Annotated in this window: 11 protein-coding genes and 1 pseudogene; 11 read left to right on the top strand and 1 reads right to left on the bottom strand. The window is 42.8% G+C overall.

Going from position 1 to position 16,768, the window contains the following annotated elements; all coding sequences use genetic code 11:
- The first annotated feature begins 1 nt into the window (after position 1).
- The 5 genes and pseudogenes from ATH1_RS0105755 (at position 2) to ATH1_RS0105740 (ending at position 9,237) form a co-directional block, all read left to right on the top strand.
- Positions 2-2,125, top strand: coding sequence for a tetratricopeptide repeat protein (locus ATH1_RS0105755; protein ID WP_029163978.1), 2,124 nt, complete (start codon positions 2-4; stop codon positions 2,123-2,125).
- Positions 2,122-4,128, top strand: a complete 2,007-nt coding sequence (locus ATH1_RS0105750; protein WP_010418817.1) for an AAA family ATPase — start codon at positions 2,122-2,124, stop codon at positions 4,126-4,128. Before ATH1_RS0105755 ends, ATH1_RS0105750 begins: the two co-directional genes overlap by 4 nt.
- 317 nt (positions 4,129-4,445) lie before the next feature.
- Positions 4,446-4,677, top strand: a pseudogene (locus tag ATH1_RS22760) (hypothetical protein).
- Positions 4,678-4,993: 316 nt separating this feature from the next.
- Positions 4,994-8,164, top strand: coding sequence for a beta-galactosidase, LacZ type (lacZ, locus tag ATH1_RS0105745; RefSeq protein ID WP_010418814.1), 3,171 nt, complete (start codon positions 4,994-4,996; stop codon positions 8,162-8,164).
- 11 nt (positions 8,165-8,175) lie between these two features.
- Positions 8,176-9,237 carry a uroporphyrinogen decarboxylase family protein gene (locus tag ATH1_RS0105740; protein ID WP_010418812.1) on the top strand — a complete coding sequence of 354 codons (1,062 nt, stop codon included), beginning with the start codon at positions 8,176-8,178 and terminating at the stop codon, positions 9,235-9,237.
- A gap of 4 nt (positions 9,238-9,241) precedes the next feature.
- On the opposite strand, the gene ATH1_RS0105735 is transcribed toward ATH1_RS0105740, so the two are convergent.
- Positions 9,242-9,811, bottom strand: a complete 570-nt coding sequence (locus ATH1_RS0105735) for an HDIG domain-containing metalloprotein (protein WP_010418809.1) — start codon at positions 9,809-9,811, stop codon at positions 9,242-9,244.
- A 640-nt stretch (positions 9,812-10,451) separates the two neighbouring features.
- Between ATH1_RS0105735 and ATH1_RS0105725 the strand changes: the two genes are divergently transcribed.
- The 6 genes from ATH1_RS0105725 (at position 10,452) to rimO (ending at position 16,746) form a co-directional block, all read left to right on the top strand.
- Positions 10,452-10,712 carry an OadG family protein gene (locus ATH1_RS0105725; RefSeq protein ID WP_010418804.1) on the top strand — a complete coding sequence of 87 codons (261 nt, stop codon included), beginning with the start codon at positions 10,452-10,454 and terminating at the stop codon, positions 10,710-10,712.
- A gap of 156 nt (positions 10,713-10,868) precedes the next feature.
- Positions 10,869-12,377, top strand: a complete 1,509-nt coding sequence (locus ATH1_RS19025) for an oxaloacetate decarboxylase (RefSeq protein WP_211208069.1) — start codon at positions 10,869-10,871, stop codon at positions 12,375-12,377.
- Between the two features lie 20 nt (positions 12,378-12,397).
- On the top strand, positions 12,398-12,754 hold the full coding sequence (locus ATH1_RS21920; RefSeq protein WP_211208068.1) for an acetyl-CoA carboxylase biotin carboxyl carrier protein: 357 nt from the start codon (positions 12,398-12,400) through the stop codon (positions 12,752-12,754).
- 70 nt (positions 12,755-12,824) lie between these two features.
- Positions 12,825-14,036 (top strand): sodium ion-translocating decarboxylase subunit beta, encoded by a 1,212-nt coding sequence (locus ATH1_RS0105715; protein WP_010418801.1) that lies wholly within the window; start codon positions 12,825-12,827, stop codon positions 14,034-14,036.
- A 433-nt stretch (positions 14,037-14,469) separates the two neighbouring features.
- A complete protein-coding gene (gene ftsY, locus ATH1_RS0105705; protein WP_010418798.1) occupies positions 14,470-15,420 on the top strand; it encodes a signal recognition particle-docking protein FtsY in 951 nt (316 codons plus the stop codon).
- Between the two features lie 39 nt (positions 15,421-15,459).
- Entirely contained in the window at positions 15,460-16,746 is a 1,287-nt protein-coding gene (gene rimO, locus ATH1_RS0105700) for a 30S ribosomal protein S12 methylthiotransferase RimO (RefSeq protein ID WP_010418795.1), read from the top strand.
- The last annotated feature ends 22 nt before the right edge of the window (positions 16,747-16,768 follow it).

Below are 16,768 nucleotides of genomic sequence, written 5' to 3'. Positions count from 1 at the left end.
TATGCGCAAAACATTATATATTATTTCATTATTTTTTGTACTTGGCGTCGGGAATGTTCAATCCCAGATAGATACTGACCGGATGACCATAATTGGCCGGAATGCGCTCTATTTTGAGGATTATGTCCTTGCCATTCAATATTTTAATCAGATAATCAGGGCTAAACCCTATCTTGCTGAGCCATATTTTTACAGAGCACTTGGCAAATATTATCTCGAAGATTACATTGGTGCCCTGAACGATTGCAATGAGGCTTTGGAGAGGAATCCTTATCTGGTTGATGCCTACAATCTTCGCGGGATTCTATATCAGAACATGAAAAATCCGGAAGCTTCTATCGCCGATTTTAAACGCGGGCTTGATATTGATCCGCGGAATATCAACCTGATGATCAATCTGGGTATTGCATATATCCTGACCGGCCAGTTCGATAAGGCCATAGCGACCTATACCGAAATACTGGATACCTCGCCTAAGCTTGTCAGAGCTTATTTAAACCGCGGACTTGCGAAGTTTTCGGCCAGTGACACTACCGGGGCCTTGAAAGATTTTTCCAAAGCTATCGAAGTTAATCCTTATATTCCTGATGGTTATGTCAATCGTTCCATGATAGAGTATTATCGGGGAAATTTTGATGATGCTCTGGCCGATATCAATGAAGCGATAAAGCTACGTCCCGATGAGTCTTCTTTTTACATGAACAGGGGAATTATTCGCTACCAGTTGGACGATTTGCGGGGTACAATGGAAGATTTCGATAAATTTGTGGAGATGGAACCACGGAATGCTATGGGATATAACAACCGTGGCATTTTGCGTGCCGAGATAGGTGACCTTGACGGAGCCATAGATGATTTTTCCCGTGTTTTGGCCTTACGGGGAGAAGACCTTCCAACTCTCTATTACAGGGGCATGCTTTATAAAGAAAAGGGTGAATTCAGAAAAGCGCTGTCTGATTTTAATATCGTTGCAGATGCCTATCCTGACTTTGCTCCGGTCTATTACAACAGGGCAGAGGTGAAACAGGCCCTTGGTCAAACCAAGGCAGCACAGCTCGACTATAATACCGCCATGAAGATCGAAATGGACAGAAGAGAAAAGATTGGCGAATCGACCTCTCAGCAAATGGCGGCCAGAGATAACGAAGAAGATAAGGACACGCCGCGCAAACGTAAAGAAACCCGCAAAGAAGACGACAGGAACATCCGGAACTATGACAAAATTGTGGTGTTAGACGATTTTGGTACCGACCAGCCGGAACAACTTACACCACATTCTTTGCGCGGCAAAATTCAAAACCGGAACATAATGGTCGACTTGCAACCGCCCTATGGTATTTCTTTCTTCCCCGGTGATACACTGGTACACAGGGTACGCTATTTCGAGAGAGACGTTGAACAGTTGACCGGATATTTCCTTTTTGAGCGTTCTATAGAAATAACCAACGTAACAAAGGAGCCCGACAGGGAAATATCAGCGGCTATATTTGAAACCATATCAAAACTGGACCAAAAAATTGAAGCTGCATCATCCGATACCGACAAAATACCCTTCCTGATGGAACGTGGACTTCTTTATATGGATGTTTTAAACCTGAACAATGCCCTCGACAATTTCAACCAGGTCATTCGCATTAACCCCGATTATTATATTGCCCGCTTTGCCAGAGCTTTCACCCGTTACAAGATGGTACAATCAGTGAAGGAGATGAACACCGGAAAAATTCCGGATGAAGATCCGTTGGCTGTTTCCGGGGCCGGAGATGAACTCAGTCAGCAGGCCATTCTTGACTATAACATGATTATTGATGATCTTGAAAAAGTCGTAGAAATTGAACCTGATTTCGAATTTGCATGGTTCAATCTTGGGTATATGAGCAGTGTTCTTCGTAACTTTGAAGAGGCTGTTGAGTTCTATTCCAAAGCCATTGAAAAAAACAGCGATTTTGCCGAAGCCTATTTTAACAGAGGGTTGGTAAGAATTTTCCTCGGTAAGACATCCGAAGGTACGCTCGACCTGAGTAAGGCCGGCGAGTTAGGAGTTTACGAGGCCTACAGTGTGATTAAACGTTACGGCTCTTATGAAGTTGAACAAAACACTGAAGAAAAAGAAGAGCAGCGATGAACGAATTGCCAGTAAATATGGATCTGGATAATGTTGAATTTCAAAATGCACTTCAACTGATCCAATATACCAATTCGTCGGTATTTCTGACAGGACGTGCCGGCACGGGAAAATCTACGTTTTTGCGCTATATCTGTGAAAATACGCATAAAAAGCATATTGTGGTGGCGCCAACAGGCATTGCGGCTATTAATGCCGGTGGTGTTACAATGCATTCTTTTTTTAAAATACCTTTTCGGCCTATTCTGCCCGATGATCCCGATCTTTCGACCAAAGACGGCCGTATTTTTGATTTCCTCAAATACAACAAGGAAAAGATCAGGCTTATCAGGGAAACCGATTTACTTATTATCGACGAAGTATCAATGGTAAGGGTCGATATTCTCGACTTTATTGACCAGGTACTGCGTGTTTACACGAAAAATAAAACCTTACCTTTTGGTGGCAAACAGGTACTGATGGTGGGAGATGTATTTCAGCTTGAACCGGTTGTTAAATCGGACGATTGGAAAATACTCAGCCGGTTTTATAAGTCGCCTTTTTTCTTTTCAGCACGCGTGTTCTCTCGCATCCCGTTGGTTCAAATTGAATTAAAAAAGGTTTACCGCCAAAATGATGAAGGCTTTGTTCGAATGCTGGATAAAATAAGAGTAAATTCGGCTACCCCCGAAGATATTTCGCGCATTAATGAGCGTCTTGACCGCCATTTTGATCCCCCTGCCCATGAGCTGTTTATTACACTGGCTACACGGCGCGATACCGTAAATTATATAAACGACCAGAAACTTGATGAATTACCGGGAGATATGTTTACTCTTACCGGTGAAATTCAGGGTGAATTTCAGGATTCGGCCTTGCCTACACTCCGTGAACTTGTTTTAAAGGAGAATGCCCAGGTGATGTTTGTAAAAAACGATCCCCAACACAGATGGTACAACGGAACGCTTGGCCTTGTAGAGGATATCGATGAAGATGGCATCTATGTCCGAACCGGGGACGACCAGATTCATCTGGTTACAAGAGAGAAATGGCTCAATTTGAGGTATCGCTACGATGAAAAGAATAATCGCATTATCGAAGAGGAGATAGGCTCTTTTACCCAATATCCGTTGCGGCTTGCCTGGGCAATTACAGTACATAAAAGTCAGGGTTTAACATTCGATAAAGTGGTTATCGATTTCAGTGGTGGTGCTTTTGCAGGAGGTCAGCTTTATGTGGCGCTAAGCCGGTGCCGCTCGTTGAGCGGTATTGTACTGAAAACACCTGTCACTTCACGGGATATTATCATTAATCCACAGGTTCAGGAGTTTGCCCGGTCTGCTAACGACCAGCAACTAATCCGCGAAGAACTGGCTAAAGCAAAGGCGGATATGTCGTATGTTTCGGCTTTGAAAAGTTTCCGTCAGGGAAATTGGCTGGAGGCCGCACGGCATCTCGGAAAAGCAGTAGGTTATCGAAAGGACGATCTTTTAAGGCCTGAAGTACAGCGATTTATGGCATCACAAATGACCTTTGCTACCCGCCTGCAAGCCAAAATTACTGAGTTGGAGAATGAACTGGCCAGGCAGCAAAAGAATGTAGAGGAGTTTGCCCGTGAATATTTCCTGATGGCCAATGAATGTGAGGTGAAATTTAACGACCAGCGAAGCGCCCTGGCTAATCTGAATAAAGCGTTAAGTCTGAATCCCAAATTTGTGGATGCTCTGGTTCGACGGGGTAATCTTCTTACTAAAACAGGTGACCTGGAAAGTGCTGAAAGAGACTTTTCTGCTATTTTGAAAATAAAACAAAGGCATTTCGCAGCTCTTTACGGACGTGGAAAAGTTCGTTTTCAATTGCGTCATTTTTCCGGTGCGTATCAGGATTTCCTCGAAGCTTCCAATCTTCAGCAAACCGATCCCGATGTATACAAAAACCTGGGTGATGTTTGTGCCCGCCTGGGAGAAATGGATAAGGCCCAAACATATTGGAATATTGCCGCCAGCCTTGACGATGAGGAGTGAAGTTATTTATTTTTATAAAATGGGGCATCATAGAATTCGTCTTATTTCTTAATATCTAAAAAATGAGTTTAGCAACAAAGATGCTTTTTCACACCGCATTTAAAACCCACCTCTTCAACGGCTATGTTTCCGGTTTAGCAACAAAAATGCTTTTTCAGAGCAGGCTCATTTATTGATATGTAGTTCAGACAGATACTAACCACTATGGATTTGTTTTACTTTGTACGACTGCAAATTTGCACCTTATTTTGTTTTACGACAATCATGCATTTCTCAAAAAAATAATAAATTTGTTGTCCGGATTATCTGATTGAACCATTGAAAAATTTAAGATTGAGTGTAGTATAAAAAGCCTTTTGACCCCTAAATCCCCTCAAGGGGACTTTTTCAAACTGCTGATTTTTAGCAGTTCCCCTTTAGGGATCAGGGGTAAAAATGGTAAAAATCAGCAGTTTGAAGGCTTTTTTATACTGCACTCATGATATCAAAAAGAAAGTTATTTACATAGTGGGAACAGATTCTTCATCGTACTTCCACAGAATGACATGAGGTGCTTTGTCATTCTGAGCGGAGCGAAGAATCTGCTATTAATGCGATGCTTTAACGAGAGAGATTTTCCCTTTCGACCCAGAATGCAATGCAGTCCCTGCCATTCTGAACGGAGTGAAGAATCAAAAAAGATGTGATGTTTTCAACTCTGTGAGATTCTTCGTCGTGTTTTCTCAGAATGAGATTAGACAGTCTTGTCATTCTGAGCGGAGCGAAGAATCCGAAGAATCTAATCTCAATTAAAATATGATAAGATGAGTTCCGAAAAGTCGGGATGAGTTGCTTCAGATCAATAACTTAGACTAATTTTATACTGATGAAGTATTCCTGTTTCTTTTTTTTGATGGCAATGGTACTTTTTACTTCCTGTACCAATTATAAAGATTATTCCGACGTTCCTTTTGATGAAAAAGAACCGCGCGACTGGGAAAATCCAAAAGTTAACCAGATAAACAGAGAAAATCCGAGGTCATGGTTTGTGCCATTTGCCAATACCGGCGAGGTTGATCCGGATAATATTTGGGCCTCGTCGCTGATCAAATCTCTTAACGGGGATTGGATGTTTCATTTGGCGCAAAATCCTTCGGAGCGGCCCTATTATTTTTATAAAAACGATTTTGACACCCGCGATTGGGAAACAATCCCGGTGCCTTCGAACTGGGAGATGCAAGGATTCGACTATCCCATATATACCAATATCAGATACCCTCATGCCAAAACACCACCCAAAATTCAGGATCATTACAATCCTGTTGGCTCTTATAAGCGAACATTTACAGTTCCTGACAACTGGAAAGACAAAAATGTCTTTCTTCATTTTGGTGCGGTAAGCTCTGCCATGTATGTCTGGGTTAACGAAAACCTTATCGGTTACAGCCAGGACAGTAAAACACCTGCCGAGTTTGAAATTACTGAATATCTCAAACCGGAAGAAAATACGGTATCGGTACAGGTATTCAAGTGGAGTGATGGCAGTTATCTCGAAGACCAGGATTTCTGGCGATTGGGAGGTATCACCCGCGATGTGTTTCTGATGGCAAGAAGCCAACAACACATAAAAGATTTCAGGGTTACTTCCGATTTGTCAGATGATTTCAGAACGGGTCTTTTTGCCTTAAAGTTATGGTTTAATAATGTATCTGTTGACGATCCTGTGGTTGTTGAAGCCAATCTGTATTATGGCGATGAAAGAGTTGAGAGTTTTATTGATGCTGTGGTGGACAAGCAGGTGGAATGGAGTTCCGAAATATCATCTGTTAAACGCTGGTCGGCTGAAATTCCAAATCTGTATCGACTGGAAATTATTCTGAAAGATGAGGACAGCAGTGTTCTTGAGGTTATACAGCAGGATGTCGGATTTCGGCGGATCGAGATACTCGACCGTAAATTATTCATCAACGGACAGTATGTCTATCTCAAGGGCGTCAATCTTCATGAGCATCATCCTCTAACGGGTCATGTTGTGGATGAAGCCACCATGATGAAAGATATAGAACTCATGAAGAGTCATAATATTAATGCAGTAAGAACATCTCATTATCCGCAGCCCGAAAGATTTTATGAATTATGCAACCGATACGGTCTTTATGTGATCAATGAAGCCAATATTGAATCTCACGGCATGGGCTATGGAAAAGAATCGCTGGCCAAGGATACACTCTGGAAAGAGGCACACTTGTTCAGAACACAAAATATGTTTGAAAGGGACAAAAATCAACCCTCAGTAATAATATGGTCACTTGGAAATGAAGCCGGTGATGGTGTCAACTTTGATGCCACTCACGATTATCTGAAATCGGTTGACAGTAGCCGCCCCGTGCAGTATGAACAGGCGCACGGGGGTCGCAATACCGATCTTTTTATGCCTATGTATGCATTGATTGAGCAAATGAAATATTATGCGGAGAATAACGGACAAAAGCCACTCATTCAATGCGAATACGCGCATGCCATGGGGAATAGCGTGGGTAACCTGCAGGATTACTGGGATGTTATTGAATCGTATGATGTGATGCAGGGTGGCTTTATTTGGGACTGGGTTGACCAGGGGCTCATCAAGACCAATGAAAAAGGAGAAGAGTTTTGGGCTTACGGAGGCGATTTTGGGCCCGACACCGTTCCTTCCGACGGAAATTTTTGCATTAACGGTGTTGTAGACCCTGACCGTGTCCCTCAGCCCGAGTTGGAAGAGGTGAAGAAAGTTTATCAATATATCGGATTCAAACCGGTTGACCTGCAAAACGGCAAAATAGAAATCAGAAATAAATATGCTTTTCTTTCAACCGACCTGTTCCGTTTTGAATGGGAAATAAAAGGAAACGGAGAAATGATAAAATCCGGAGAAATTGAGAATGTGGCCTTATCGCCTTATGATGAAAAGGTATATTCGATAAATGTTGATTTTCCGGTTCGCAGAGGCACTGAATATTTTCTGAATCTTTATGCCCGTCTGAAAGAGGATATGGGTATTTTGCCTGCCGCAACTATACTGGCAAAAGAGCAATTTAAACTTCCTCATTTTAAAGCAGAAGCATCGCGCAATATTCCCGGCGGACGGGTGGATATGAAATGGGAGAAACCCGATACAGCAGTCATTTTTTCCGGAAATGGTTTCAGTATAAGTTTTGATGTTACTCAGGGTTTGATGACCGGATATTCTTTTAATCAGAAAGCATTGTTAACGAGTGGACCCGAGCCTGCTTTCTGGAGAGCACCTGTTGACAATGATTACGGCAATGGGCTTCCTGTCCGCGCCGGTATATGGCGTGATGTGGCCAAATACATGACCGTTGACTCATACGAGATCAACCAAAGAACCAATCCCAAATCGATTTCTTTTGTTTATCAATATCAGGATAGTATAGGTGATAATATCGGACAATCCGAAGTATTATATGAAATTTTCGGAAACGGAGAAATAAGTGTTACCCACCATTTCGTCAAGGATGATGAGGGGTTGCCCGAAATTCCGCGTATGGGTATGACCCTCATTATGCCCCGGGAGTTTGATCAGATGAAGTGGTTTGGTCGCGGGCCCCATGAATCCTACCAGGACCGTAAAACCTCGGCATTTGTGGATATTTATTCCGGCTCGGTAGCCGATCAGTACTGGCCTTATGTCCGGCCTCAGGAGAATGGCAACAAAACGGATGTCAGATGGCTTAGCATTACCAATGCATCCGGACAAGGAATTCTGTTTGAAGGAGAGCAGTTATTGGAGGTGTCGGCACATCATAATCTTTTGCAGGATTTTGAATCTCCTTTTAATGAAGATGGTCGGTTGCTTTACCATCCTGATGTTCAGCGCCATACCACCGATATTGTTCCAGGAGACTTAACGGCTGTCGATATTGACCTCATGCAGATGGGCGTGGGGGGAGATAACAGCTGGGGAGCATGGACACACAAACAATACAGGCTAACCGAAGCAGAGTATACCTATAAATTTGTAATGAAACCACTGAAGGGCCGTGATTCTTCACTATAAAATTTCACACTATGAACCATAAAGAACGCGTATTATCAGCTTTGAATCATGAAGAGCCCGACCGTGTACCGGTATTTTACTGGGCAGTTCCCGAATTTACGGAGAAAATGATTGCCCGGATGGGGTTTTCTGATAAAGACGAGATGCTGGAGCAGCTGGGTATTGACTTTCGGTGGGTAGAACCCGATTACGTCGGGAAGTCTTTGGTCGATAAAGAAAATGGCCATAAACAGGACATCTGGGGCGTTGAATATGATCTGGTTGGAAGAGGCGATTTGCGTTATTGGGAAGCTGTTAAATTTCCACTGCAGGGCATTACCGATCCTGCTTTCCTGGAGGATTATCCCTGGCCAACAACCGCTTTATTCGATTTTTCTACATTACCGGCACAATGTGAAAAATATAAAGATTATGCCATTATGACAGCTCCCGGATATTCTTCTCCGGGGCTTTTTCGTATTATTCAGCGTCTGGTGGGAAGAGATACTTTTCTGGATGTGATGATGTATAACCCACGTTTTTTCAATGTTCTGGTTGAAAAGGTCACTGGATTTTATATTGATTTTATAGATAAATTTTTTGAAGCAACGGGTAATAGAGTAGACCTTATCAGGATTGCAGATGATTTCGGTGCCGAAAGCGGATTAATCATCAGTTACGATGCATGGAACAACTATTGCCGGCCTGCCATTGAAAAGTTTATGGATGTCCCGCGCAAGCTGGGGGTTAAGTTTTATATGCACAGCTGCGGCGGCGTTCGGAAACTTGTTCCCGAGTTTATTTCGCTGGGTGCGGATGTTCTCGATCCCATTCAGACCAGGGCAGCTGGTATGGCTCCTGAAGGGTTGAAGAAAGATTTTGGGCAGATGATTACTTTCTCCGGCGGATTGGATGAAGAATTGCTTTTACGCAAGGGAACACCTCACCGAGTGAAAGAGGGCGTGAAGGAACTTTTGGATGTTATGTCCCCGGGCGGAGGCTTTATCCTCGGACCTTCGCATAAATTAAAGGTGGAAACACCGGTTGAAAATGTGGTAGCAATGTATGAAGCTGTCAAAGAATACGGAGGATAATTTTTTAATTATTTCCGTCCAGCTCCAATTCGTTAGCAACACTTTTCATAGCCTCTATGCATTCCGATATCAGATCGCGTAATTCAATATTCAGCATATCAGCCCCTTTTTGAATGATATTCCTGTCAACGCCTGCGGCAAAGCGTTTGTCTTTCCATTTCTTCATGACAGACTTCACTTTTAGTTCATGCAGGTTTTTATCGGGACGAACAAGCGTAGAGGTTACAATGAGTCCTGTCAGTTCATCAGTTGCGTAAAGCACCTTCTCCATAATGTGTTCTGGTCTGGTATCGGTGCAAATGCCCCAGCCATGGCTTTCGATGGCACGTATGTAGTCTTCAGGCCAAGCTTCTTCCTCCAGAATTTTTCTGGTCATGAGGCAGTGCTGTTCCGGGTATTTTTCATAGTCCAGATCATGAACCAATCCAATAATACCCCATTTCTCCTTATCCTCACCGTATTTTTCAGAAAAGTGTTTCATCACTGCTTCAACAGCCAAAGCGTGCTTTAGCAAACTTTCACTCTGATTGTACTTTTTTAGCAGGGTTAGTGCATATTCTCTTGTTGGTTCCATGTTGTTTTACTGTTTATTAATAAAAAGGACAATACCCGATTCAACTCTGAAGACTTCGTATCGTTCTTCTGCTTTATCTTTAACCTTGAGTGCAGTCTAAAAAGCCTTTTGACCCCTAAATCCCCTAAAGGGGACTTTTTCAAACTGCTGATTTTTAGAAGTTCCCCTTTAGGGGTCAGGGGTAAAAATGGTAAAAATCAGCAGTTTGAAGGCTTTTTATACTGCACTCAACCTTGATTAGTGTCAGTCTATAAACTCGCAAAAATTTTTACGAATTGTGTGCCTGTTCAGAAAGTGCCGGTTCCAAGGATTGCATACACCTGCTGGATAAAGCTTTTTCTGTAACACAAGCCGCCAAAAACGAAGTCCCGCCATATTGGGATGAGATTTTGACGGCAATCGTCATGCCGCGAACGGTGCTTTCAGTACGGATACTAATTAAAGAAAAAAAACTCTAATTTGTTACCATTTTTATCAAAATTATATTACCCAGATAATTAATTTTTTAGAGAGTGAATTATAGAAAATCACGCTTCAAAAAAGTCGATTTTGAGAATAAATGTACAAAAATCAACTATAATTGCAACATTTTTGATGAAACAAACAAGTTATTGTTTCAAATTGAAAACGAAACTATAATATGGAAGCCTATTTTGATCAGGCCTGGGTATTACTGGGTGTAGGAATGTTAACGGTTTTTGCCGTGTTATTATTTGTAGTTCTAATCGGCAATGGCATAATTCTCTTTGTAAACCGGTTTTTTCCCTATTCAGGTGTGCAGGAAAACCGAGGTACATCGACTGGAGGGTTGAATGCATCGAAAGTTGCTGCCATTGTTGCTGCAGTTACGCACGTTACGGGCGGTCGTGGTACTGTAGTCGAAATCAGGAAAAAAGAATAATGAAACGAGCATGACAAGGTTTGTCACTACAGAACATGTATAAGTTCTTGCATGCGAGTTCCATCCGACCTTAATAAATAAATTTTATACTGATAAATCTGCCCCTTAAATTATCTCTTGAGCTGACTCTGCAATAAATAATTGAAAATATAAGTTATGCGTAAAAAAATTGGTTTTTCTCTTTTATATCGTGACATGTGGCAATCATCAGGGAAATATGTGCCACGCAAAGATCAACTCGAAAGAGTTGCTCCACCTATCATTGATATGGGATGTTTCGACCGAATCGAGACCAATGGAGGCGGGTTTGAACAAATCAACCTGCTTTTTGGTGAAAATCCCAATCAGGCTGTCAGAGCCTGGACTAAACCTTTCAATGAGGCCGGAATACAGACACACATGCTTGAAAGAGCATTGAACGGCATCCGCATGTCTCCGGTTCCCGCCGATGTTCGTAAGTTGATGTTCAAAGTAAAAAAGAAGCAGGGTACAGATATTGCCCGGTCTTTTGACGGGTTGAATGATCCGAGAAATATAATCGACTCAATAAACTATGCCAAAGCAGGAGGGATGATATCCCAGGCTTCAATGAGTCTTACCTATTCGGAGGTTCACACCGTCGATTATTATATCGACTTAGCCGACCAGCTCATTAAAGCCGGAGCCGATGAGATTTGTCTCAAAGACATGGCCGGTATTGCCCGTCCTGCCTGGCTCGGTAAAATTGTTAAAGGAATACGGAATAAATATAAGGATGTTCCCATTGAGTATCACGGGCATTCGGGACCCGGTTTTTCAGTTGCCACTGTTCTTGAAGTAGCCCGTGCCGGCGTCGATTATGTGGATGTGGCCATGGAACCGCTCTCATGGGGAACAGGACATGCTGACTTGCTTACCATTCAGGCCATGCTTAAGGATGACGGATTTGAGGTACCGGAGGTAAATATGAAAGCTTACATGGAAGTAAGGAAGCTGACACAGGAATTCATTGACGACTTTCTGGGGTATTATATTAATCCGAGGAACCGCCTGATGAATTCCTTGCTTATCGGACCCGGATTGCCGGGAGGAATGATGGGCAGTCTGATGGCCGATCTGGAAAACAACCTGGCCACTATCAATAAATGGAAGAAAAAGCATAACAAGCCGGAGCTTACCCAGGATGAATTGTTGATCAAGCTTTTTGAAGAAGTGGAGTTCATTTGGCCGAAACTTGGTTATCCGCCTCTGGTAACACCATTCAGCCAGTATGTGAAAAATCTGGCTCTTATGAATGTGATCCAACTCGAGAAGGGTGGAAAACGCTGGAGCATGATCGCGGATAACATCTGGGACATGATCCTTGGTAAAAGCGGACGGCTACCGGGCAAACTGGCTCCGGAAATTATTGAACTTGCCGAAAACGAAGGAAAAGAATTTTTTACCGGTCATCCCCAGGAGCTTTATCCGGATGCACTTGATGATTTCAGGAAAGAAATGGATGAAAACGGCTGGGATTATGGCCAGGATGATGAAGAGCTTATGGAATTGGCTATGCATCCCGAACAATACCGCAACTATAAGTCGGGTAAGGCCAAAGAAGCATTTGAAGCCGATCTGAAAGAAAAAGAACGGCTGAAGCTTCAGCAGCCAATAAAGGAGAAAAAGCAGGCACAACGCCGGTAACCGGATTTGCTCCTTCCAAAATGAACATTAATGTAAATGGAGAGGATTTTGAAGTAACGGTTTCTTACGAAGGCAACACTCAGATATCCGATTCTTCCGGGAAAGCATCCGGCAATGGTGAGAAATCACAACAGACTTCGGTCAACGGTGAAGTTGTTGTTTCTCCACTCGAAGGAAAGTTCTATTTCACCAAAGATTCAAGCGAAACCCCTGTTAAAGTAGGAGATAAGGTCAAGGAAGGAGATATCCTCGGGTATGTTGAAGCAATGAAAACATACAACGCCATCCGTTTCGATAAAAGTGGTGAGATAAAACAAATACTCAAAGAAAACGGTAGCGATGTTGAGGAAGACGATGAACTCGTTGTGCTTGGCTGACATCGAAATGAGTATTCGGGATTATTGAGTTTTCAACAAAATCGATCTTTTATTGATCCGAAGAAATTGTATGGAAGTTATTAATCAATTATACGAAATGACAGCACTGGGGCAAATCATCGAAAGCCCCGGTGTTTTGTTAATGATAGTTATAGGAGCGGTTTTACTTTACCTTGGAATTGTAAAAAAGTATGAGCCCTTGTTATTGGTACCGATAGGTTTTGGAATTATCCTGGCCAACCTGCCGGGTGGCAATATGGGAGTGGTGCCTGCCGATATGGTAGCGCTTCCCGATCACAGGTATATGAATCTTTTTGAGATTGCCAGTGAGTACGGTATCATGAACTACATTTATTATTCTCTGATAAAAACCGGCTTTTTGCCACCTATCATTTTTATGGGAGTGGGGGCATTGACCGATTTTGGTCCAATGCTTAGAAATCTGCGGTTAGCCTTTTTTGGCGCTGCGGCTCAGATAGGTATTTTTGGTGTTTTTTTCGGTGCCATTGCACTCGGATTTACCCCAAAAGAAGCAGGAGCTCTGGGGATTATTGGCGGTGCCGACGGACCGACGGCCATTTATACCACCATATTGCTGGCTCCCCATTTACTTGGGCCTATAGCCATTGCCGCTTACTCTTATATGGCGCTTGTACCTGTTATTATTCCTCTTGTTGCCAACCGGCTGATGACAAAAAAGGAATTTAAGATCAATATGAAAAAGCAGGACAAACTGTATCCGCCAAAACATCAGATTAAAAATATTAAAGCGGTAAAAATTATTTTCCCTGTGGTATTGGGCGTGATAGTTGCTTTTCTGGTCCCTTCATCTGTTCCCTTGCTTGGAATGTTGTTGTTTGGAAACCTGATAAAGGAGATAGGCACCATTACACAAAGACTGTCGGATGCTGCGACAGGTCCTATTATGAATACGGCAACAATATTTCTTGGCCTTGCTGTCGGTGCGACAATGACAGCCGATGTTTTTCTTGATTTAAAAACGCTTGGCATCATTGTTGGCGGCTTTCTGGCTTTTGCTGTCTCTATTGCAGGAGGGATTCTGGCGGTTAAGGTTTATAATTTGCTGTCGAAGAAAAAGATCAATCCTCTGGTGGGTGCTACCGGTTTGAGCGCAGTTCCGATGGCTTCCAGAGTTGCCAATGAAATGGGACTGAAACATGACAGCAGTAATCATTTGCTTCAATATTGCATGGCCTCCAATATTTCAGGGGTTATCGGATCGGCTGTTGCTGCCGGTGTCTTGATATCCATACTCGGATAATGCCCGGACCCTGGTGACTTGTCCCTGTTTACTGATTTACTTTTACTTTATTCAGCAGGATTGATTATCTTTGCCTCTTCAAATTTTAACCCGACCCGCTTTGTTCATAAGTTTTCGCAATAGAAAATTTATGCATAAATCAGGTTAAGTTGAGCCTGGTCATAGCCGGCCGTTAAAAAAGCATGAATGCATTGAGGCGAAGGTAATATTATGAGTGGATTGTAATTTTCTTGCATGTTTATCTAATCGATTAATTACCACTTGTCTGAAATAGTTTGGCGGGTTGTTGTGGCTTTTGATTCGCAAAAAAATTATATAAGTTGTATGTCTGCATGGAAAGTGCCGGCTGAAAAGCTTTCCTGACGTGGTAATTGGTGCTTCATGCAGAGACACTTAGTGAGGCAGGTGGCTGCTGTTTAAAGTTGGTTTAATTATGGGAATATTCGGCGGTTTTAATAAAACCAAAAAAGAAAATCTGGACAAAGGACTGGCAAAAACAAAGGAGAGTGTTTTTAAAAAAATGTCCAGGGCCGTTGTTGGCAAAACAAAGGTCGATGATGATGTTTTGGACAGCCTGGAAGAGGTGTTGATTTCTTCCGACGTTGGAGTAGATACCACCATCCGGATTATTGAGCGGATTGAAGAGCGTGTAGCTCGCGACAGATATGTCAATACAGGAGAACTTAATAAAATATTGCGTGAAGAAATTGCAGCCCTTCTTGCTGAAAATGAAAATAGCGACGCAGGTGATTTTGACCTTCCCCCTGATAAAAAGCCTTATGTAATAATGGTAGTGGGGGTAAACGGTGTAGGAAAGACCACTACTATTGGCAAATTGGCCCATAAATTCAAATCGGCCGGGAAAAAAGTGGTTCTTGGTGCAGCCGATACTTTTCGCGCTGCAGCCATCGAGCAGCTCGAAATATGGGCAGACCGGGTAGACGTACCGTTGGTGAAACAAAAAATGGGTTCCGATCCTGCTTCTGTTGCCTATGATACACTCTCTTCTGCAAAGGCGAAAGATGCCGATGTTGTAATTATCGATACCGCAGGACGGCTGCACAACAAGGTAAACCTGATGAATGAGCTGACCAAGGTGAAGACGGTCATGCAGAAAATAGTTCCAGATGCACCTCACGAAATATTACTTGTTTTGGATGGTTCCACCGGTCAGAATGCTTTCGAACAGGCCAGGCAGTTTACCAAAGCAACAGAAGTAACGGCTCTGGCTATTACCAAACTTGACGGTACCGCCAAGGGAGGGGTTGTCATCGGGGTATCCGACCAATTTAAGATTCCTGTCAAATATATCGGCATAGGAGAGGGCGTTGACGATTTGCAGGTGTTTAACCGTCAGGCTTTTGTTGATTCCCTTTTTGGCTGATTATCATACGAATAGCATCATTACAAAAGCCGGTACCCGATGAAGAGAGTTGATGTAATTACACTTGGATGTTCCAAAAATCTTGTTGACTCAGAGTTCCTGATCAGACAGTTCGAGGCCGGAGGCTTTACTGTTGAACACGACCCTGACACTCCTCGTGGGGAAATTGTAGTTATCAACACCTGTGGCTTTATTGGGGATGCCAAGGAAGAGAGCATCGATACTATCCTGGATTTTGTTGAAGCTAAGAAACGAGGAAAAATCAGGAAATTGTTTGTCATGGGGTGCCTGTCCGAACGTTATTTCGATCAGATGGGACAGGAAATTCCCGAAGTTGACAAATTTTACGGTAAGTTTAACTGGAAAGAACTGATTTCCGACCTGGGGAGCTCTTTCCGACCCGATCTCACCAATGAGAGGTCGCTTACTACGCCTGGTCATTTTGCCTATCTGAAAATATCCGAAGGTTGTAACAGGACTTGTTCATATTGTGCCATCCCCATTATTACCGGCAAGCACAGATCGAAAACCATTGAAGATTTACTGGATGAAGCTTCTTTTCTCGCGTCAAAAGGGGTGAAAGAATTACAGGTTGTTGCCCAGGATTTATCTTACTACGGAACAGACTTGTACAAAAAAAGAAGGCTTGCCACACTGGTCGAAAAACTTACTGAAATTGACGGGATTGAATGGGTTCGTCTTCATTATGCCTATCCGGCCGGTTTTCCAAAGGATATACTTGATGTTATGGCACAAAATCCGAAAGTATGTACTTATATGGATATCGCTTTGCAACACATTTCAGATAATATGTTGAAATTAATGCGTCGGGGTATTACTAAAAAGGAAAGCATTCAGCTCATTCGGGAAATGAGGGAAAAGGTACCGGGCATTCATCTCCGGACAACAATGATAACCGGTCACCCCGGAGAAACTGCCAAAGATTTTGAGGAACTTCTTGAATTTATTAGTGCTACGAGATTTGAACGACTTGGAGTATTCCCCTATTCGCACGAGGAAGATACCTTTGCCTGGAAAAATTACGAAGACAATATTCCATCTTCTTTGAAGCAGGAGAGAGCCGACCGGATAATGGAACTTCAGAGAAACATCAGCAGAGAACTCAATGAACAAAAAGTTGGTCAGACGCTTAAAGTTATAATCGACCGCAAAGAAGATGGTTTTTACATTGGACGTACCGAATTTGACTCACCCGAGGTGGACCCTGAAGTGTTAATTCCGGATTCGGAAAACCTGAAAACCGGACAATTCTATAATGTCCGGATTACTGCCGCTGATGATTATGACCTCTACGGACGCATTTGATCTACGGACCGAAAGATTGATT

The sequence above is a fragment of the Anaerophaga thermohalophila DSM 12881 genome, from assembly GCF_000191885.1.
In the GTDB taxonomy this organism is placed as follows: Bacteria; Bacteroidota; Bacteroidia; order Bacteroidales; family Marinilabiliaceae; genus Anaerophaga; species Anaerophaga thermohalophila.
Note: the sequence above shows the minus strand (reverse complement) of the source record. Positions and strands in the feature narration are given on the sequence as shown.